At 41.1% G+C, this 19,129-nt stretch carries 25 protein-coding genes; 13 read left to right on the top strand and 12 right to left on the bottom strand.

Features of this window, described 5'->3' with window-relative positions; all coding sequences use genetic code 11:
* Positions 1–53: 53 nt before the first annotated feature.
* On the bottom strand, positions 54–1,106 hold the full coding sequence (locus EV282_RS12590) for a hypothetical protein (protein WP_130296138.1): 1,053 nt from the start codon (positions 1,104–1,106) through the stop codon (positions 54–56).
* A 319-nt stretch (positions 1,107–1,425) separates the two neighbouring features.
* On the opposite strand from EV282_RS12590, the gene EV282_RS12585 reads away from it, so the two are divergent.
* A complete protein-coding gene (locus tag EV282_RS12585) occupies positions 1,426–2,589 on the top strand; it encodes an acyl-CoA dehydrogenase family protein (protein WP_130296137.1) in 1,164 nt (387 codons plus the stop codon).
* A 447-nt stretch (positions 2,590–3,036) separates the two neighbouring features.
* Here EV282_RS12585 and EV282_RS12580 read toward each other — a convergent pair whose 3' ends face one another.
* Both EV282_RS12580 and EV282_RS12575 read right to left on the bottom strand, forming a co-directional pair.
* Positions 3,037–3,405: a glyoxalase superfamily protein gene (locus EV282_RS12580; RefSeq protein ID WP_130296136.1), complete on the bottom strand. Its 369-nt coding sequence runs from the start codon at positions 3,403–3,405 to the stop codon at positions 3,037–3,039.
* On the bottom strand, positions 3,398–4,342 hold the full coding sequence (locus tag EV282_RS12575) for an MBL fold metallo-hydrolase (RefSeq protein WP_130296135.1): 945 nt from the start codon (positions 4,340–4,342) through the stop codon (positions 3,398–3,400). The genes EV282_RS12580 and EV282_RS12575 overlap by 8 nt, the downstream gene beginning before the upstream one ends.
* A gap of 114 nt (positions 4,343–4,456) precedes the next feature.
* Here EV282_RS12575 and EV282_RS12570 point away from each other — a divergent pair, with 114 nt between their 5' ends.
* The 4 genes from EV282_RS12570 to EV282_RS12555 all read left to right on the top strand — a co-directional run bounded on the left by EV282_RS12570 (position 4,457) and on the right by EV282_RS12555 (position 5,716).
* A complete protein-coding gene (locus tag EV282_RS12570; RefSeq protein WP_130296134.1) occupies positions 4,457–4,696 on the top strand; it encodes a hypothetical protein in 240 nt (79 codons plus the stop codon).
* Positions 4,697–4,713: 17 nt separating this feature from the next.
* On the top strand, positions 4,714–5,142 hold the full coding sequence (locus tag EV282_RS12565; RefSeq protein ID WP_130296133.1) for a VOC family protein: 429 nt from the start codon (positions 4,714–4,716) through the stop codon (positions 5,140–5,142).
* Between the two features lie 2 nt (positions 5,143–5,144).
* Positions 5,145–5,432 carry a hypothetical protein gene (locus EV282_RS12560; protein WP_130296132.1) on the top strand — a complete coding sequence of 96 codons (288 nt, stop codon included), beginning with the start codon at positions 5,145–5,147 and terminating at the stop codon, positions 5,430–5,432.
* Between the two features lie 104 nt (positions 5,433–5,536).
* A complete protein-coding gene (locus EV282_RS12555) occupies positions 5,537–5,716 on the top strand; it encodes a hypothetical protein (RefSeq protein WP_130296131.1) in 180 nt (59 codons plus the stop codon).
* A 24-nt stretch (positions 5,717–5,740) separates the two neighbouring features.
* Here the strand turns inward: EV282_RS12555 and EV282_RS12550 are convergent, their stop codons facing one another.
* The 4 genes from EV282_RS12550 to EV282_RS12535 form a co-directional block, all read right to left on the bottom strand.
* A complete protein-coding gene (locus tag EV282_RS12550) occupies positions 5,741–6,397 on the bottom strand; it encodes a TetR/AcrR family transcriptional regulator (protein WP_130296130.1) in 657 nt (218 codons plus the stop codon).
* A gap of 65 nt (positions 6,398–6,462) precedes the next feature.
* Positions 6,463–7,500, bottom strand: a complete 1,038-nt coding sequence (locus EV282_RS12545) for an ABC transporter permease (RefSeq protein WP_130296129.1) — start codon at positions 7,498–7,500, stop codon at positions 6,463–6,465.
* Positions 7,490–8,218: an ABC transporter ATP-binding protein gene (locus tag EV282_RS12540; RefSeq protein WP_130296128.1), complete on the bottom strand. Its 729-nt coding sequence runs from the start codon at positions 8,216–8,218 to the stop codon at positions 7,490–7,492. The genes EV282_RS12545 and EV282_RS12540 overlap by 11 nt, the downstream gene beginning before the upstream one ends.
* Positions 8,219–8,402: 184 nt before the next feature.
* Positions 8,403–8,843 (bottom strand): universal stress protein, encoded by a 441-nt coding sequence (locus EV282_RS12535; protein WP_165389453.1) that lies wholly within the window; start codon positions 8,841–8,843, stop codon positions 8,403–8,405.
* 274 nt (positions 8,844–9,117) lie between these two features.
* On the opposite strand from EV282_RS12535, the gene EV282_RS12530 reads away from it, so the two are divergent.
* On the top strand, positions 9,118–9,882 hold the full coding sequence (locus EV282_RS12530) for a class I SAM-dependent methyltransferase (RefSeq protein WP_130296126.1): 765 nt from the start codon (positions 9,118–9,120) through the stop codon (positions 9,880–9,882).
* Positions 9,883–9,919: 37 nt separating this feature from the next.
* Here the strand turns inward: EV282_RS12530 and EV282_RS12525 are convergent, their stop codons facing one another.
* Positions 9,920–10,174, bottom strand: coding sequence for a hypothetical protein (locus EV282_RS12525; RefSeq protein WP_242611866.1), 255 nt, complete (start codon positions 10,172–10,174; stop codon positions 9,920–9,922).
* 90 nt (positions 10,175–10,264) lie between these two features.
* Positions 10,265–10,693: a DUF4395 domain-containing protein gene (locus EV282_RS12520; RefSeq protein ID WP_130296124.1), complete on the bottom strand. Its 429-nt coding sequence runs from the start codon at positions 10,691–10,693 to the stop codon at positions 10,265–10,267.
* Between the two features lie 98 nt (positions 10,694–10,791).
* Here EV282_RS12520 and EV282_RS12515 point away from each other — a divergent pair, with 98 nt between their 5' ends.
* Complete coding sequence (locus EV282_RS12515) at positions 10,792–11,280, top strand: PaaI family thioesterase (RefSeq protein WP_242611865.1); 489 nt, start codon at positions 10,792–10,794, stop codon at positions 11,278–11,280.
* 184 nt (positions 11,281–11,464) lie between these two features.
* Here EV282_RS12515 and EV282_RS12510 read toward each other — a convergent pair whose 3' ends face one another.
* The gene (locus EV282_RS12510; RefSeq protein ID WP_130296123.1) at positions 11,465–11,962 is read right to left on the bottom strand and encodes a peroxiredoxin family protein; all 498 of its coding nucleotides are present in this window, start codon (positions 11,960–11,962) and stop codon (positions 11,465–11,467) included.
* Positions 11,963–12,093: 131 nt separating this feature from the next.
* Here EV282_RS12510 and EV282_RS12505 point away from each other — a divergent pair, with 131 nt between their 5' ends.
* From EV282_RS12505 to EV282_RS12490, 5 genes are all read left to right on the top strand, one after another.
* Positions 12,094–12,813, top strand: coding sequence for a sulfotransferase domain-containing protein (locus EV282_RS12505; RefSeq protein ID WP_130296122.1), 720 nt, complete (start codon positions 12,094–12,096; stop codon positions 12,811–12,813).
* Positions 12,814–13,050: 237 nt separating this feature from the next.
* Positions 13,051–14,211: a S8 family peptidase gene (locus EV282_RS12500; RefSeq protein WP_130296121.1), complete on the top strand. Its 1,161-nt coding sequence runs from the start codon at positions 13,051–13,053 to the stop codon at positions 14,209–14,211.
* A 382-nt stretch (positions 14,212–14,593) separates the two neighbouring features.
* The gene (locus EV282_RS12495; protein ID WP_130296120.1) at positions 14,594–15,595 is read left to right on the top strand and encodes a S8 family peptidase; all 1,002 of its coding nucleotides are present in this window, start codon (positions 14,594–14,596) and stop codon (positions 15,593–15,595) included.
* Positions 15,596–15,633: 38 nt separating this feature from the next.
* Positions 15,634–15,804, top strand: coding sequence for a hypothetical protein (locus EV282_RS20275; RefSeq protein WP_165389452.1), 171 nt, complete (start codon positions 15,634–15,636; stop codon positions 15,802–15,804).
* Between the two features lie 437 nt (positions 15,805–16,241).
* Positions 16,242–17,330: an MBL fold metallo-hydrolase gene (locus tag EV282_RS12490; protein WP_130296119.1), complete on the top strand. Its 1,089-nt coding sequence runs from the start codon at positions 16,242–16,244 to the stop codon at positions 17,328–17,330.
* Here the strand turns inward: EV282_RS12490 and EV282_RS12485 are convergent, their stop codons facing one another.
* A complete protein-coding gene (locus EV282_RS12485) occupies positions 17,331–17,528 on the bottom strand; it encodes a hypothetical protein (protein ID WP_130296118.1) in 198 nt (65 codons plus the stop codon). It lies immediately after the preceding gene.
* 89 nt (positions 17,529–17,617) lie between these two features.
* Positions 17,618–18,127, bottom strand: coding sequence for a cupin domain-containing protein (locus EV282_RS12480; RefSeq protein WP_347400185.1), 510 nt, complete (start codon positions 18,125–18,127; stop codon positions 17,618–17,620).
* Between the two features lie 425 nt (positions 18,128–18,552).
* Between EV282_RS12480 and EV282_RS12475 the strand changes: the two genes are divergently transcribed.
* A complete protein-coding gene (locus tag EV282_RS12475; protein WP_130296117.1) occupies positions 18,553–19,128 on the top strand; it encodes a thioredoxin family protein in 576 nt (191 codons plus the stop codon).
* Position 19,129 lies beyond the last annotated feature (1 nt).

Below are 19,129 nucleotides of genomic sequence, written 5' to 3'. Positions count from 1 at the left end.
TTTACTATACTTGAAAAATCCCCAGTTTTATAGACTGGGGACCGTGTGAAACTTTAAATGTCATTTCCGATTTCCGCTGGGTTTTCTTCGTTCAATTGAGGCTGAACTTTACCGCCAGAAGGAGCGTCTGAACCAAATCGTTTTCCGCCATCATGATGCTTTCCTTTACCATGATGCCCGCCTGGTCCAAATCCGCCTTTGCCGATTGGAAAAAAGTCATCGCCACGCAAAGCTTCAAGCTTATCCGCATCTTTTTCTTTAATCGCTTCAATTAATTCACGTGTTGATTTGTCTTTTGTGGAGATGCCAAGCTCTTTAGCGAGGTTCTGTACTTTTTTCTCTTGAACCTCCATCGCAATTTCAGGAATCGCTTTTCCGTCAATCGTAATGTTTAGTTTTTTGGCTTCTGCTTTAACTTTTGCGGTCATCACTTCATGAGCCAGTTCTCTCATTTCCTTACCGTCTGTCGAAATCCCTAATTCTTTCGCTTCTTTTTGGATCGATGTAGTCATCACTTCCTGTTGAAGGGTTTGAAGGTCTTTTCCATCTGTTGAGATGCTGAGTTCCTTTGCTTTTTTGATAAGAGAAGCTTGTCTGATATCTTGTCTCAATGTTTCAGCATCTTTTCCATCAGTTGAAACACCAAGTTCTTTAGCTTCTTTTTTCAATTGTGCTAAGTGAATCGCTTCGTGCAGTTCTGCAGCGTTTTTATCCTTTGTAGAGATTCCTAGATTCTTAGCCTTCTTCTGTAGCTTTGCCAGCTGGACTTCTTCAGCCAATGTCTCGATGCTTTTTCCTGAAGTCTTAATTCCTAATTCCTTGGCTTCCTTTTTGATCTGCTCTGTTCGGATCTCTTTCATCAGCGTTTCTGCACCTTTACCGGTCGTACTGATGTTAAGCTCTTTTGCTTTTTCAAGTAAATCTTCTGTGTTTCTTTTGAAGAATCCGCCTCCAAAATGACCGTGCCCTTTCATCTTCATCTCCCATTTTTTCGGGGAAGTTTCTGTTGTAGTCTTCTGATCGTTTTCTGCTGCAAGGGAAGTAGTTGCATAGCCTCCAGCTAATAGTGCGCCTGCGATCGTAAAACCGATTACTGATTTTTTCATTGATTGATTTCCTCCTGGATGGTTAGGGTAGTTTTTCGAAGGTTCGAACCTTGTACATTTAATGTAACCAGTGAAGATGTCAGCACAATGTCAGGAGAAAGAAATACAAAAATAAATTTGAACATTTTTTAAAAGTAAAAATGAGGCTTGTATTATCTAACATATAAGGACTATTTCATTAAAAGTATAAAGAAGGGATGTGTCAGGAAGATGTCAAAGGGGAATTATGGGTCATATACCTTGCCGACTTTTATGTAAAAGGCATACACTATATTTTAAAACGTAGTATTCTGATTTGTTAGGAAGGGATTGTCGTTTTGTGAGCTATTTATACGATGCATATATCAAAAATGAAACGCAGCAAAATTGGTTTAAGAAAATAGATGGTTTGGCGGAAAAGTTTGCAGAGCGAGCTGATAAACATGACCGCGAAGGCAGTTTTCCGTTTGAGAACGTTAAGGAGCTTAAAGAGGCTGGTTATCTTTCGTTAACGATTCCGAAAGAGTTTGGCGGAGAAGGGTTGAGTCTGTATGAGTTTGTTCTCTTACAAGAAAGAATTGCAGCAGGAGATGCAGCAACAGCATTATGCCTGGGATGGCATCTTGGCTGTTTTCTGGAACTAGCAGAAGAGCGGACGTGGAACGAAGAGAAGTTCCGTTCCTTTTGTGAAAAAGTGGTGGTAGATCAGGCTCTTGTGAATCGTGCGGCATCTGAACCTGCCACTGGCAGTCCAACGCGCGGCGGGATGCCGCAAACAAAAGCGGTGATGCAAGGTGAAGACTGGGTGATCAATGGCACGAAGACTTTTACATCAATGGCACCAGCGCTAGATTATGCCATTGTTTCTGCCCAAATCGGGGATACGGGGAAAAAAGGTAACTTCTTGATTGATATGAAGCAGGATGGAGTTACGATAGAAGAGACGTGGGATACGGTAGCCATGCGGGGTACGCGAAGCGATGACCTCGTGATGAAGGATGTAACCGTAAACGGTGATGCTCTTGTTGAAGAAGAACGAGGAAAACTGGATCTTCCAAAAGCATGGCTGCTTCATATCCCTGCCTGTTACCTTGGGGTAGCAGTAGCGGCGAGAAATGAAGCCGTTAATTTCGCAAAAAGCTATAAGCCGAATAGTTTGCCAGGAGCGATTGCTGAGGTTCCAGAAGTACAACGCAAGATCGGTGAAATGGAACTCGAACTATTTAAAGCCCGAGAGCTCTTATATACAACCGCTGCAAAATGGGTGAATGAGCCAGAATCCAGGATGGGAATGGGACCTTCACTAATGGCCGTTAAGCATGTGGCAACAAACTCGGCTGCAAAAGTTGTTGATCTTGCTATGCGGATTGTAGGAGCAAGAAGTTTAGCGATGTCCAGTCCGTTGCAGCGTCATTACCGCGATGTACGTGCTGGTCTTCATAACCCGCCGATGGACGATATGGTGATTAGTGCACTGGCGAAGAGAGCCTTAAGTAATAGCTGAACATCATTTGAAAGCCTTTCAGCCCAAGACCTAGGGTGGAGGGCTTTTTTGTGGTTCAGTAATGTGGTGCGAGGGTATTATCGCGTGCGGGATTTGTCGAGGATTGTAAACTCGTGGATAAACTGCTAAAACTTTTGGATTGAGGGGTAAATCTCGTGGATAAACTGCCAAAAGTTCTGGATTGATGCCGCTTTTTTCTGGATTCGACCTGTTGGATAGCCTCCTATACCCAGTTAGGTATCGCTTTGAAACCGTTTCGGCACCCGAAACTGCTCCTAATTAGGGCTCTTTTCGCTGGGGCAACCTGACTTGCTTCGTTTTTTGTGAAATCACCTTAATTACTTGCTGAAAATGGAAGAATCCCTTCTGAAAATAATCAGAAGGGACATCTTCATTATATAAATGAAGCAGGATGAAGCTTAGTGCTCCGTATCTCTCATAAAAAGCCTACCTCTGTTGAGGCTCGTAGAAACAAAGGTTATTTCCGAACGGGTCTCCAATCCTGATTTCCAGGTGGCCATGAGCGCTTTCTAAACCAGGTCTCGCAAACTTGTATTTTTTCGAACTAATTCTTTGGTGCAGTTCTTCAATTCCATCCACTTGTATCCGGATTTTGATCCCCGGGCTGGAATCCCCATAATGTTCGGAGAGATGCAGTTGGCAAGAACCTGATGACACTTGCATATATAAAGGATAATCTTCTTCATACCGGTGCTCCCAGTCGAGGTGAAACTCCAAAAAGTCTAAATAAAATTCTTTTGCTTTCTCTACGTCAAATATTCGAAGGACTGGGGTAATGCTTTTTGCTTTAATCATGTATAGAAGAGGCCTCCATTTTGTTTTTTTGCATATGTGCTAGTTGTTTTAGGTTTTTTTCAAAAAGTTCTTTTAAAGCCCAATCTTCATAGGAAGAGGGGATGTTTATGACAGCCGCATCTTCCGCATTCTCAGCGATTGTCTTAACGTCTTTTATGTATTGAATAATTTGATAAAAATCTGATTTTGTACCTAACGGACCATGACCGGGTATGGCTGTTTGAATATTCCAGGTACTCAATTCTTGCAGCGTGTGCATCCAGTTATCCAGATCGGATTCATCAAAGAACGAAGGATGTGTTTTGACAAATAATAAATCTCCCATAAAGATGACCTCATCTTCTGGTAGATATAAAAACGTGTCACAAGGGGAATGACCAGCACCTCTTGTAAAAAGCCGTGCTGTCCGTTCAGTACCATGAATAGTAAAAGCCTCAAGGAACGTGCTAGAAGGGAGAGTTAGCGTTAATGTTGGTAAAGACGATAAGATCTCCTTTAAAAAATGAATCTGTGTGAGTGTTTTTTGCTCTTTTGTCTCGTTATATTCGCTTTGTAACGTTTGTATGTAATTCTCTAATCCAGCGATATCTTGCTTCTGTCCCTTAATACGTTCAGGTTGAATGTCCTTTGCTTTTCTGTAGGTTAACTCACTTGATATCAGGTTGCTGGAGTGGAAAATCTGATTTCCGCGAATGTGATCTCCATGATAATGGCTGTTCACAACCCATGAAACGGGCTTATTTGTCATCTCTTCTGCACACTTCTTTAATTCCAGTGCTGCTTGCTGTGTATTGAAAGTGTCAAATACGACCGTTTTGTCACCTAAATCTATGAAACCTGCATTTCCAACGGCACCGCCGCCATCCTTAGCAATCGCTGCATAAATACCTTCTTTTACTTGATGAAGCTCAAAGTGTTTGTTTTCAGTCAGAATCATGTCATAACCTCCTCTCCATAAATTTTCTCTTCCAAACCTGCCGATACCTTTATGTTCATGAAGGATTTTTCTTCCAGAATAAAGAATTGTAAAAGTAAACAAGGGAGGACACCTATGAAACTCGGAACGATCGTTTATTATATTTTGTTTTTACCCATCTTGTTTTTTATATTTCTTCAAGAGAATTGGTCTCCTTGGCTCATAGGCTTTCTTGTTATTGCTTTAAGTATTGTTGTCCGAAAGTTTACAGAGAGCATCGGATTTTTACAAAAGAAGATTCACTTTCTTGCAGGATGTGGTGTTCTTTATGGGATGCTGATCATTTGGGCAGCTGTGATTGTATTTATCGTTTAGTAGAGGAGGAAAATTAAATGAAAGAAAAACTAGTCCGAGTAGGTACCACGTATGTACCTGTTCAAGATCCTAACGTTTCGGCGAGATGGTACGCTGAAAATCTTGGAGCTGAAATCAACTACCAGGATGAAGATAAAGTGATTATGAATCTAGCTGATCAAAGTTTTTTTCTTGTGAGAGCTGAGCAAAACGAGAGTTCCAACTTCACAGATTACAAGGGTAATCAAAGGTTTAGTTTGACATTTGAAGTCGACGGAATCGACACGCTTTACAAATTGCATAATGAATTTAAGAGTCTAGGTATTCAGACTGGTGAAATTGAAGACCGCGGTCATGCGGGGGAGAATTTTGTTTTCAGTGATCCTGATGGAAACAAGTATGATGTATGGAGTGAATTAAGTCCGTCATTTAAAAAAATGCGTGCTTCTTTTTATGAGGAGGTATAAAAATGAGATGGGCGATCGGTCTTGTTTTCTCTTTCATAGGCGTCCTTTTGTTGACGAAAGGCCTATCCTTAAGGGCGATAGGAGCTGAAAGCATAGACGGAGATGGCATCGGCGTTTATTTCTTAGGAATGGAAATCAGTGATAGAGTGCCGACAGCGGATATCCCAACTTACGCGAATAGTTTTCTAGGTACAGGCGTCATCCTTTTGCTTCTTGCCGTCTCCCTTTTTGTCATCCTCCTAAAAGAAAAGAACACATTCAAACCGATTGGTAGAAAAAATCATGCTTGAGATTTAAGGAAAAAGGGAAATTTCATAGCAACCAAATAAGGGAACCAGAGAGGAAGTCTCAAGGTTCTTTTTTCTGTCTAAAAATGTGCTGAGGAGGTGAGCGTATGAAAAAAGGACTTTTGCTCGTATTCATTTGCGGCTACTTTTTGCTTGGTCCTTCCGCAATAGCATTGTCTCCTACAATCGGTGATAACGCTGTGAACCTGTCTTACTATACACCGATCAGCACAACGATCGTTACCAATGAACACGTGATATTAGATAAGCAAAACCCGCTCCAATAAAGGGGCGGGTTTCTTTTTGAACTTTTATCGTTTTCCGCTTAATCCGTACATCACAAATTCAACGATGTGCTCGATCTCTTTGTCATCATCCCACTCTTGATTGGGAAAAAGAAGGAAGCGGGGAAGAATGTATCCGATGATGCCTGAAGCTGACATGCGGATGATGGTTTCAGGAGGCAGGTCGAGGATTTCTCCCTTTTCCTGAAAGTGTTCGATGATCTTCTTGAACTTTCCGTAAACGTGCTCGGTAAAAAGCTTTTGATAAGGTTCCCGAAGCTCGTCGTGAAACGCAATCTCTTGGATGAAAATTTTCAAAACTGAGAAATGTTTTTTTACGAACTCCAGACGATTTTTCGCGACCATCCTTAAGAAATCCTCGTAATGCTCATATTCCTTCTCAAAAACTTCTTTGGCAAATGTTTTTATAAAGAAAGGAGCTGCGAACTTTGCCATTGTCGGAGTAACAATCGCTAAAAGAAGTTCCTTTTTTGTCTTGTAGTGGCGGAAGATCGTACCTTCAGCGACCCCTGCTTTTTTTGCGATCTCACTTGTGGAAGACGCAGCATATCCTTTTTCTGAAAAAGTATCGATCGCCGCTGCTAATATTTTTTGCTGCTTTTCACTAATGACAGTGTCTTCGGTGTCATGCATCAGCTCTTTTATCCATTCTTGGTCGGACATGAGTGTTTCTCCTTTAAACGTGCGTTTCTTTTATTATAGACACATTTTCATCCATGGACAAACGGTTACAGCTTTCTGTGTTTCTTTAACGCTAAAACGTTCAATATCATAAAGAGCAGCGAAAAGCCTGCGAGTACGAGAACTTCATCATAGATCTCTGGCCATCCTCCACCTTGGATCATGACGTCGCGAATCGCTTGGCCGCCATAAGTCAAAGGCATGAGATAGCTCAACGGCTGGAGCCAGTCGGCCATCGTTTCGATGTTAAAGAGTCCTGAGAAAAATACTTGCGGAACGACCACAAGCGGTATGAACTGAATCATCTGCAGCTCGTTTTTTGCAAATGCTGACAGCAGTGTTCCAAGTGAAAGAGCAGTCACTGCAAGCATAAGTGTGATCAAGATAACAAACCAGATGGAACCGGCCATCATGATATCGAGAACATAGATCGAGAACGAAACGATGATTGCCGATTGAATGATGGTGAAAATTCCGAAACCTAATACATATCCCGCAACCATTTCCCATCGGCGCATCGGTGTAGCAAGCAACCGTTCCAGCGTACCTGTCGTTCTTTCGCGCAAGAATGAAACGCCTGCGATCAGGAATACAAAAAAGAATATAAAGAATCCAATGAGGAACGGTCCGATGTAGTCGAAGGATTCCATATCAGCCGATCCGTGCAGGTAAGTGACCTCTGTTTCCATAGAGGTTTGCTGGTTGTTTTTCGGAGTCAATGACTTCAGCGTTTTTTCCACGGTCATCATAACCGCTTTGTTAGCTGTCGGATTGCTGCCTTCCAGTGTGATCTTTGTTGTAGGCGGGTTTATCTCAAGTATTGCATCCAGTTTTTCATTTTCTAAGTCTTCTGCTGCCAGTGTTTTATTTTCATAGATTGTAAAAGACTTATCTGCTTTCTCAAGTTGTGAAGCCATCTGTTCCTGGCTGCTTATTACAGCGATCTCAGGGTCATAATCATTCCCAGAAAAAACAAGGTTCACAAGCGTTAAGATGAGTAATGGCGCCAGGAACATCATGGCAAGCGTTCGTTTATCCCGAATGAACTGGCGGATGATCCGTTTAACTAAAGCTCTAGTTCTCATTGCGGACACCTCCGTAATAAAGGAATGCATCTTCAATCGTTGCACTGGCTGTGGATTCCTTCAGCTGCTGAGGAGAACCTGAAGCGATTAATCTTCCGTCTCGAAGCATGCCAAGCTGGCCGCATTTCTCCGCTTCATCCATCACGTGTGTGGTGACGAGTATCGTCGTCCCAGCGTCACTTAGTTTGTAAAGCTCGTTCCAGATCGATTGACGGAGAACAGGGTCAATCCCTACAGTAGGTTCATCTAAAATTAAGATCTCGGGCTCATGAAGAAGAGCGGCCGCTAACGAAAGGCGCCTTTTCATTCCTCCAGAGTATTGGTGAACAGGTCTTTTTAGATAATCAGTCAGGTTCACTAGAGAAGCAGCGTGTTCGATTCGTTCTTTTTGCTTCTGTCCTTTCAAACCATAAATCGAAGCAAAAAACTCCAGATTTTCTTTGCCGCTCAATTCAACATAAAGAGCGTCAGATTGAGCCATAAAACCAATGCGGGTCATGTTATGAAGATTAGGCATGTCTGTGTCTAGTACTTTAATACGGCCATTTGTTGGAGTTTCGATTCCGGCGATCATTTTAACGAGAGTCGTTTTCCCGGCACCGGACGGACCAAGCAATCCGTAGATCTCGTTTCTTTTAACGTTTAATGAGATATTTTCAAGCACGTGCTGTGAACCATAGTTCTTTGAGACATCGAAAACGTCTATAACAGATGTCATGTGGAGAACCTCCTTTTTAAATCAGAATATAAAAGTGAGTAATCACTCATTTTCTATTTTCAGCATATGTGAGAGGACAGAATCTTGTCAAGTGAGTACTCACTCATTTTTCTTGTTAAAAAAGAGATCCCTCGAAAATTAAGGGATCTTCATCTATTTGAGGGGGTATTCACAATGCTAAATATTACTTAATAACCAGTACAGGACATTCAGCTTTTTGCACAACGTAATGACTGACACTTCCTAAGAATAATTCTTTTACACCGCTTAACCCGCGACTGCCGATCACGATTAAATCGATTCCGTTTAAAGATGCATAGTGGGTAAGTACGTTTCCTGGGTGTCCTTCAATGGCTTTAGCAACGATCGGGTGATCTGTTTTCAAACTGATCTCTGTTTTGACATTCTGAATGATGGCTTCGTTTCTTTCTTTTAATTCGTAGGATGCTTGTTCAACCGAATAGTTCGCATACGTGTAAGCCATCGTATAGACAGGCTGGTAAACAGTGACGAGATGAAGTTCAACGTTTTTTCTCTCGTTGGCAAATTCCACAGCATAGTCTAATGCTTTTTGGCTTTCCTGTGATCCGTCAAAAGCAACAAGGATGGTTTGTAAATGATTCATCATAAATCCTCCCTACACTTTTTTTATTTTGGAACTAATTTAAGCATAAGGTGTTAGGAAGCAGTTGTATGTGATAAACATCACAAACTTTTGTTGTTTTAAAATAATATTGACGAAAATTTCAGGAAAAACCATAATTAACCTATATTACAAGAAATGAGGGGTTTAGGATGTTAAAAAACAAAACGAGCTACGTTCAAATGATGATGGTGCGGAAGGGTTAAATCTTATTAAAAGACCCTCCGTGTAAAAACACAAATGGGGGAATTTATTTATGTCTTTTAGCAATTATGGAGAGCTTTGTACGGAAGTTTATGATCTTACTAAAAAAGTTGGACAGTCTTTTGGCGGGGATATCGAGTACTACACAAGCAGATTGAAGGAAAACGGCGGACGCACTTTGGAAGCTATGGTCGGATCTGGCCGTGTGATCATCCCGCTTTTGGAAGCAGGACTTCACGTTGATGGGATGGACTATTCTGCTGAGATGCTGGCTTCTTGTCAAAAACGAATCGATGAAAAAGGGTTATCGACGAATCTTTATCAAAGTGATCTTCAGAAACTCGATCTGCCTCATAAATATAACACTATCATTATTCCTGGAGGCTCATTTTTACTGATCGAAAAACGGGAAGAGTCACGTCAGGCGTTGAAGCAGATGTATGAAAATCTTGAAGACGGCGGCCGTTTGATTCTGGATATTTTTCTGCCGACCGATAATTTTGAAGCGGGAAAAGTGCTTCGTACATTAACGGTAGACTGTCCGAACGGGGACATCATTACGATGGAAGATAAACTAGTAGAAGTGAACTTTTTCGAACAGTACAAAGCATCTTATCTAAAATATGAAAAATGGCGTCAGGGAAGTCTTGTTCAGACAGAACTGCAGCGATTTGCGATCCGCTGGTACGGAATTGAAGAACTGAAACTGATTATGGAGAGCGTTGGCTTTCAAAATGTTTCAGTGAGCGCTGACTTCGAGTATGGTAAGAAACCGACTCATGCCCGTCAAAGCTTTGTTTTTGAAGCAACAAAATAAAGAAGAAAAACCATTTGCTTTCATGAGCGAATGGTTTTTAATTTCTAGAGTTATCATGTTGTTGTTCACTTTTTTGAAGCTTAGTTAATAGAAAGTAGATGATCCCGCTAGTCATCACAATAATAAGAAATGTATTGGAGATAAAACCGAAGTCCAGCTCAGTTACTTCATATATTACTTTTCCATCAATCCCGAGATATCCAGTACTAAACCCTTTATACTCATCAAGTGTGAAATAGGATATAATCAATCCAATGAGCAGTCCGCTAATTATTGAAATTTTTCCTTTCATCACGTTCACTCCCTTTCTTTTATTAGATTCCATTTTTATACAATAAATTCCTTTAAAAAAAGACTCCATTCAAAGGAGTCTTCATACATGTTATTGATTATGTGTTTTCCGATACTGATACTGCTGCCATCTGAAGCGGATAAAGCAGCCGACGCAAAATCCTAAAATTGCGATAAATGATGCAGCTGCTACCATTACAGTTGCTGCTAAAGCGAGCCCTGTCCAACTCAGGGTGTATGAAATGAATCCCAGTGCTAATAGCGAAATGGCGATCAGCTGGTTGAATTGCTGCTGATCCTTATCTTCAGGAATATATTCAGATGGTTTCTTTTTTAAGAATAATGCTGCTACCCTCATCACAGGATTAAAGTTAAAGAACATACCAAGTAATCCCGCACTTAGCGGCAATAATAGAATCCAGGCTTGACCAGTGAGCCATGTGGCCACAACAGATAAAAAGATGAACCATTGATTTGTGCGAACTAAAGGTCTAGGGATAGATACAGCGCTTTTTGACATGACAATTCCGACCTTTCTTATAGGTTTAGTTATTATAGTGTAATTGTATTCGGCCGATATGTGAAGTGTTAAGCTTCAATAAATATAAGAAGGGGATTATGGCAGATAAAAAGAATCATTTAGAAGAGGTGATACGATTGAAGATAAAAAGAGACGATACAGAGGTCCATTATCAATATGCTGCAGAGATTCGAGAAAAACTGAATCAGGACACGTTTGCTCAGTGGCTCGGGATTGAACTGACAGATATGGGGCCAGGGACGGCAGAAGCTGAGATGACGATAACGGAGAACATGCTGAACGCACACGGAACAGCACATGGAGCAGTGCTTTTTGCAATTGCTGATTTTGTGTTTGCAGTCGCGTGCAATTCGTATGGAAAAACTTCGGTTGGGCTCTCGGTGAACATCGGTTATTTGGCAGCCTGCCAAAAAGGAGACAAAATCACGGCAAAAGCTTCAGAAATCAAGCGAAACCATCGCACTTCCTGGTACGAAGTGACGGTTGAGAACGAAAAGGAGACGGTTGCTCATTTGAGTGCACTGTCCTACAGAAAGAATGACTATTTTGTAGGCGGAGAAGAGTAGCAGTGGGAGATAATCACATAAAAAGTGCTATTGATCACATAAAAAATTTGGGCAATCAAATAAAAACCACTTCTCATCACATAAAAATGGCCCTACATCACATAATTTGTATTATTATTCCAATTAATGGCCGTTCCACAAATAAAAAACGGAGTGAGGCACATTCGCCTTCACTCCGTTTTTATTATTTCTGCAATGTTTTCTTGATATATTTGATGGTCTTTCTCAAATCTTCGGCAGTTGGACGGCCGAATGGACCCGTCTGAATATCGAAATATAGCACTCGCTTTTGGTCATCGACTAAAAACAACGCGGGTTCACCATGTTCACCGTGATCTTCATAGAGCTCTCCGTTATGGTATTGAACACCATAAGGCTCTGCCGCAGCTCGTTCAGGATCACTGAACACAGGAAACGAAAGAGAGTGCGTTTCCTTCATTTTATTCAGGTTCTCCGTTTCATCGGTCGAAATCGCGAGTATGTGTGTGTTTAATTCATTAAAGGTGTCTATGTTCTGTTCAAGCTCTTTTAACTGATCGTTACAAACCGGACACCATTCCCCCCGAAAGAAAACGAGCAGATGGAAGCGATCATCCTTCACCAGGTGCTGATGAAAAGAAAAGGATTCTCCCGTTTCGCTTTTCAGAGTAAAATCTGGTGCCATATCGCCTGTTTTTAACATATAACATCCCTCCAAAACATTAGACTCTTCTTTAGGTATACCTCTAATCTCGAGATTTAAACCATTTGTCCAAACAACCTGTCTTAATAGGAATAGTATGTAAGATAACTATTGAAAGAGGATGAGTACTTTTGAAATTAAGACCTTTTCTATTAAACAGCATACCCAAAAGCGGAACCCATCTTTTGCTGCAAGCCGTTAAAGGTATTCCTGATGTGGAAATCGTTCCACCGGTAATAATGGGTGAATTAAAAAAGGAATCCCTTGATTTGCATGATTTGTCTTTAAATCAATTTATATATGGACATCTTTTTTATTCTGCAGAATATGAGGAGATATTTAGAAAGCTCGGAGTAAAGCAGCTTCTGATGATCCGAGACCCAAGAGATGTGATTTTATCCTTGTATTATTATATGTTTAAAGTTTTGCCGCACCATCCAGTCCGAAGATATGCTGAAAAAAATGAACTAACTAAAGAAGAGATTATCAATTCACTTATATTAGGAATCAGTGATGAAGATTTTCTTTATGAAGGTACAAACAAAGTTATGACGAGATTTTCTTCATGGATGAAAAATCCTGATGTACTTGTCTTGCGTTATGAGGACTTAAATGACCCTGCTAAACAAGATAAGGAATTTTTCAAGATTTTGTTTCACTTATCTGAAGGGAATGAACCTGGAAATTTTAGTGGAATTATTGAATCTATGAAAAATAATATAATACCTGAACATTCTGGTACGTTCAGAAAAGGAAGAAGCGGTGAATGGAAGACAGAATTCACAAATATGAATAAAAAGGTTTTCCATCAAAATTGCCAAAAACTATTAACGGAATTAGGTTATGAGTAAACTTTTGGGTTAATAAAAATAGTGCTCCACTCTAGGTATATTCTAGGTCTCCATGTAAAAAGTTTCAAAAAATGCAAAGGAAATACAATGACTATATTCCTATTTTAAGTTAAAACTTTTAAAAATTAGTAGTATCTATTTGTTTTTGCTAGAATAGTAAAATTTTTCTTTATTTTCAGTTATTTCACCCCTATATTAGAAATTGTCGACAACATAAAATTATAAGGAGTGAAGTAAATGTTTAAGAAGATTGCCACAATGGCAGCAGTACTACCATTAGTTGTGTCTCTTGCATCACCGGCTTCAGCGGCGAAAAGTACCGAGGTAAAGGCGAATGTAACTCCTCAAGAAATTATCGTAAAGTTTAAAGATGGTGTTTCAGACTCCAAAGCAAAGTCATTAGCAGTTAAAGCGAAAGATGAAGTAAAAGAAAAAGGTCCGAAATTCCACGTTATCAAAGTTAAAGAAGGATCAGTGGAAGAAGCTATTGCAGAATACAAAAAGAGCGGAGATGTAGAGTACGCGGAACCGAACTATACATACCATGCTTCTTGGACACCGAACGACACGTACTTCTCAAACGGCGTACAATGGGCACCTCAAAAAGTCAGTGCACAATCAGCTTGGGATATTACTCGCGGATCTTCGTCGGTAAAAGTAGCGATTATCGATACAGGTGTTGATTACAATCACCCAGACTTAGCGGGCGGAGTTATCAAAGGTTACGATTACGTTGATAACGATTGGGATCCAATGGATATGAACAACCACGGTACACACGCAGCAGGTATCGCAGCTGCTACTACAAACAACTCTCGCGGTATTGCGGGTATGGCGCCAAACGTTTACATTTATGCAGTGCGCGTACTTGATGCGAACGGAAGCGGTTCGTTGGATGATGTAGCAAACGGAATCTACCATGCTGTTGATAACGGTGTTAAAGTAGTTTCATTGAGCCTTGGTGGACCAAGTGGCGCGACTTCACTTCAAAACGCTGTAAACTATGCAGCTTCTAAAGGTGTAGTGGTTGTTGCTGCAGCAGGTAATGAAAGCACATCTGCTCCAAGCTACCCGGCTTACTATTCCAATGCGATCGCTGTAGCAGCTACTGACCGCAACGATCTTAAAGCTTCTTTCTCTAACTACGGATCTTGGGTTGATGTTGCAGCTCCTGGAGTAGACATCGCTTCTACAGTTCGTAATGGAGGCTATGCTTACATGTCTGGTACTTCAATGGCTTGTCCCCTAGTAGCAGGTATTGCTGGATTACTAGCTTCACAAGGAAGAAGTGCATCCAACATTCGTGCAGCGATCGAGAACACAGCTGATTACACATCTGGAACAGGTTCTTACTACTCTAAAGGACGTGTAAACGCAGCTGATGCTGTTCGCTACTAATCTATAAAAGTAAAAGACTCTCAAGTACGGACTGCGGTCCAGACTTGAGAGTTTCTTTTATCATAATAGTTTTAATAGACTAGTAAAAAGTGTCGAATCATAAGGATATGGTAAGAACGAATGCTTATGTTTCTCATGCATAAATTGTCGATGTAGACATAATTCCTTATTTTTAAAACGGGACTTGTGGAAAACTTTAACAGTTTGTTAGAATAGTGATAATAATACCCTCAGCGAGAATCTTTATTCTTTTTTTCTTACACTAAAAGAAAGGAGGTTCCCATCATCTACGGAAGTTTCATCACCCTTTTCAACCATCATGAACAGCCCCAGTAAATTCAAATGATTCACTAATCTTTTTTATTAAAAGGAGGCAAGGATCATGAGTGAAATTCGCTTAATTCCTTTTGTACTGGAAGATGTAATGGAAACATCAAAAGAAGAAATTCCATACGGTGTAGAAATGATCAACGCTCCTGCTTTTTGGCGCGAAGGTGAAAAAGGACAAAGTGTTGTGGTGTCTGTTCTCGATACAGGCTGTGACACGAGTCATCCCGAACTGGCGAATCGAATCGCGGGCGGGCGGAATTTCATAGAAGGTGAAGAAGACGATTACACGGATGCTCATTACCATGGAACGCATGTTGCGGGCACGATTGCGGCAACGCTAAATAACGCAGGTGTTGCAGGCGTTGCACCGGACGTGAAGCTGCTGATCTGCCGGGTACTCGGTAAAGACGGAAGCGGAACGTATCAGGGAATCATCGATGCGATCGATTATTCGGTAAAATGGCGAGGAGAGAACGGGGAGAGAGTCCGCGTGATCTCGATGTCACTCGGCGGACCGAACGATGTTCCTGAACTTCACGAAGCGATTCAAAGGGCAGTGTTGGAAGATGTTCTTGTAGTCTGTGCGGCTGGAAATGAGGGGGACAACAAAGAAGATACAAACGAACATGCTTTTCCTGGAGCTTATAAAGAAGTGGTACAAGTTGGTGCTGTGGACGCTAAAATGAAGCTGGCTCCTTTTTCAAACACAAACGATGAGATCGATCTCGTAGCACCCGGCGTTGATGTAATCTCAACGTATCCTGGAAATAAATATGCCAAGCTGTCTGGAACTTCAATGGCCACTCCGCATGTTTCGGGGGCAGCAGCTTTATTGATCGAACGCGAGGAAAAACTGTTTGGCCGCGAGCTATCTGAAGCAGAAGTTTACGCGCAGCTCGTAAAGAACACCTTAAGTATCGGATTGACGAAGAAGGCAGAAGGAAACGGATTGCTTGTCTTAAACGCGCAGGAAAAAGCGGTGTGTGATAAGGATACGTACCGAGCAATGAGAACTCCGATTGAAACGGCAGCAGCCAAAGATCCAGATTCATAATATAAGCCCGCTTCTTCGGAAGAAAGGGGTGTTGGAGGATGGCGTATAAAATATTGGCGCTTCTCATCAGTTTCGCAATGCTGATTGTGAAAATCTATGAAGAGATGAGAAGACGTGCAAAGATGCTGGCAAAACAAGAAGAGCTAGAAAAGAAGAAGAAACGAAAGCGCAAAAGAAACGCCAAGAAAAAAGAGAAGGAAAGTGCTTAAATGAATAATTGGAACAAAAGCTGATCTGCTGGACAAGAAACCGTCCGGAATAGATCAGCTTTTTTGCTGTGTGGAGACGATATCCATGTTCTACAGGATGTTTTAAATTAAAATAGGGTTCAGTTTTTAAAAAAACTGTTCAGAATAGGTTTTGGAGTATGCGCACCAGCAGACGGAGGGGCGTGGTCGGCGTTTTGAGGGCTCAAAACAGGAGCGAATCCAAAAGTTTTGGGACTGAATCCACGAGTTTCAGCCCTCAATCCAAAAATTTTGACCTTCAATCCAAAAATTTTGGGCATTTATCCACGAGTCGACAATTCGGCGAATTTCACCACACACTCATAACTGCCACTAGACCACTCAGCTTAAAAGTTGCTTCGCTGGAAAGAAAAGGAGTAGTATATGTAGACTACATTGTTTTAAGAGAGGTCGTAAATATGCTTGCTTTACTCCTGATAGCTGCTGCAATAGTGGCTGTGATCTTGTTTATCAGATTTCACCCGGTTTTTGGAAGCAATCCCTCAAAAGAAGTCAAAACAGAATACAGTTCCCTCGAACATTATTCTAACGGTGCGTTCGTTAATCAAATTCCTACCGAAATGGCTACGGATTTTCGATCTATGCTGCCTGTATTAAAAGAATTCCTAAAAGGAAATCCAAACAGACAGCCCGGTCAGCCGATTCCGACAAAACCCCTTCAGTTTTCAAAACAGAATCCGAATCAAACCACAAAGGTAACTTGGTTTGGTCATTCATCGTTATTGCTGGAAATGGATCATAAAAGAATCCTTCTTGATCCGATGTTCGGGAAGGCACCGTCGCCTATTCCATGGTTCGGCAACAAACGTTATAGCAAAGAACTTCCATTTTCAGTTGACGAGCTGCCTCAAATCGATCTGGTTATCTTATCCCATGATCATTACGACCATCTGGATTATGGCACGATAAAAAAGCTGAAGAGTAAAGTAAATCAATTCCTCGTTCCGCTCGGAGTAAGCAATCATCTGAAAAGATGGGGTGTAGAACCAGATAGAATACAGGAATGTAACTGGTGGGATGAAATTGTCGCAGCGGGTGTTACACTTGTGTGCACACCTGCAAGGCACTTCTCCGGAAGGAGTTTAACGAATCGTAATTCTACGCTTTGGTGTTCTTGGGTTATTAAAGGAACAGAGACGAAAATCTATTTTAGCGGTGACAGCGGATATGGTCCGCATTTTAAAGAGATTGGTGAAAAATATGGACCTTTTGATCTAACCTTGATGGAGTGCGGTCAATATCATGAAAAGTGGGCTGCCATTCATATGATGCCAGAAGAAACCGTGCAGGCACATATAGATGTTAGAGGAAAGAGGATGATACCCATTCACTGGGGGGCATTTACATTATCACTTCATGACTGGACAGATCCTGTTGAACGAGCGATAACAGCTGCGAATGGGAATAACGTAATGATATCAACCCCTCACATCGGTGAAACGATATCCTTAGAAGAGGAACAGCCATCTAAGTGGTGGAAAAGCTGATCAGCGAATCTCAGATTTCTTTTTCATAAGATGCAAAGTAAAAAGTAGACCTGTTAATCCAGCAGTAAGAATTGGACCAATGCTATAGATAAGATATCTCCAGTCCCCGGTCACGATGGAACTAACGGTAAAAATAATAGGGAAACCAATCAAGACAAATAGGGAAGCGAACAAGCCAGCTCTTACGTTTTCTTTCATAACGTACTCCTTTCATGAACCTGGTAAAATTTAACTTAATAATATCATAAAAAAGGCGGTCCCAAAATAAATTTTGAGCCGCCTTCTTCTTATTTACTTTTCCATAACTCTAATAGAGGACCTTCTTTTCCGAAGAGCGGATCCGTTTCTGGTAACGGAACTAGCATAATCTCATCGAGTACTTCAGGTCGATCATCAGGGTCACCTTTTTTCACGTTGTGTTCCATTCCGCCCGGATATGCTCCTCCTACTTTAAAATCGGTGCTGCAGCCGATCATTTTATGGCCCGTTCCAGCGGGCAGGACGATAACATCACCCCTCGATACCGTAACGGAAACACCATCTTCACCGCCTAATAAAAGTACGGCTTCACCGCTCATAACCCCTAATACTTCATGCGTGTTACTGTGGTAATGATGGTAATCGAACACGCCGTTCTTCCAGCCGTTCGTCCATCCATTTTCCTCAAAAACATCCAGTGCATCCTGAGGTTCTTTTAGTTCACCAACGTACAATAGAACTGGCCAAGAAGGATGATTTGGAATTTTTCCATCATCCGTAAAGAACAGCGTCTTAACATTTTCGCTCAACATTTTCATATCCACTTAACACCTCACCCGTTTTTCGATTCTTTTCCCTTTATTCTATAAAAAGAAACGAAAACCTTTTCTGAAAATATTTTTTATTTAGATGAAAATGAGAGCATTCTTGCGAAAGAGCTCATTATTTGACGAAAAGTAATGTGTTTAAAATAGTTTCTTTTTTTGCAAGAAGTGGTATTAAAAGAAGTACAAGGTTTAAATGTCATTGAAAGGTGGAAATCAGTATGAAATACAAAGTTAAGGACTGGCTCCGGTTAACGCCGCGTGAGAGATACCTGCTTTTGTTCGCTGTTTCCCAACTCCAGAAAAAACTTCGAGCAGGTTAAAAGAACCAAATATATAAATTTAAGGCGTTTTCATTGCCACAACTCCCCCTTGTTTGGTTACAATAAGAGTAGATAAAGAACAGGGAGGAACACAGAATGGCTGACCTCAATAATTGGTTTGAAAAAGGCATGACTCGCTATGCATATATAAATGCTATGACTACACACAAAGAGAACCTGCTATCTATCTATAATGCATTCGTACTTCCAGATCCGATGAAAGATGCACTGCAAGGCATGCAGAAAAGCCGGTTGAGAGCAATTGTGATTACCGAAGACTGGTGCGGTGATGCAATGCTGAATCTCCCTGTTTTTATGCGGATGGCGGACGAAGCTCTCATCGACGTCCGTTTTATTCAGCGTGACAAAAATCCAGAGTTGATGGATCGATACCTTACCAATAAAGCAAAGTCTATCCCAATCATTATTTTTATAGATGAAAAGGGTAAAGAAATTGTGAAGTGGGGACCGCGTGCTCCGAAATTACAGCAGCTGGTAGAGGAACGGAAAAAGAAGCTTCCTACAAAAGATGATCCGCGCTACGAAAAAGCATTCAAGCTTTTTGCAGAAAAGATATCAACCCTTTTTACGACAGACCACGCACTGTGGGAAGAAGTCAGTCTAGATATTATTAAAAAATTATTAGCTAAAATAAATGTTAACAGCCTGTAAT

This window comes from Fictibacillus sp. BK138 (genome assembly GCF_004216955.1).
In the GTDB taxonomy this organism is placed as follows: Bacteria; Bacillota; Bacilli; order Bacillales; family Fictibacillaceae; genus Fictibacillus.
This window is presented reverse-complemented; position numbering and strand designations above follow the sequence as displayed.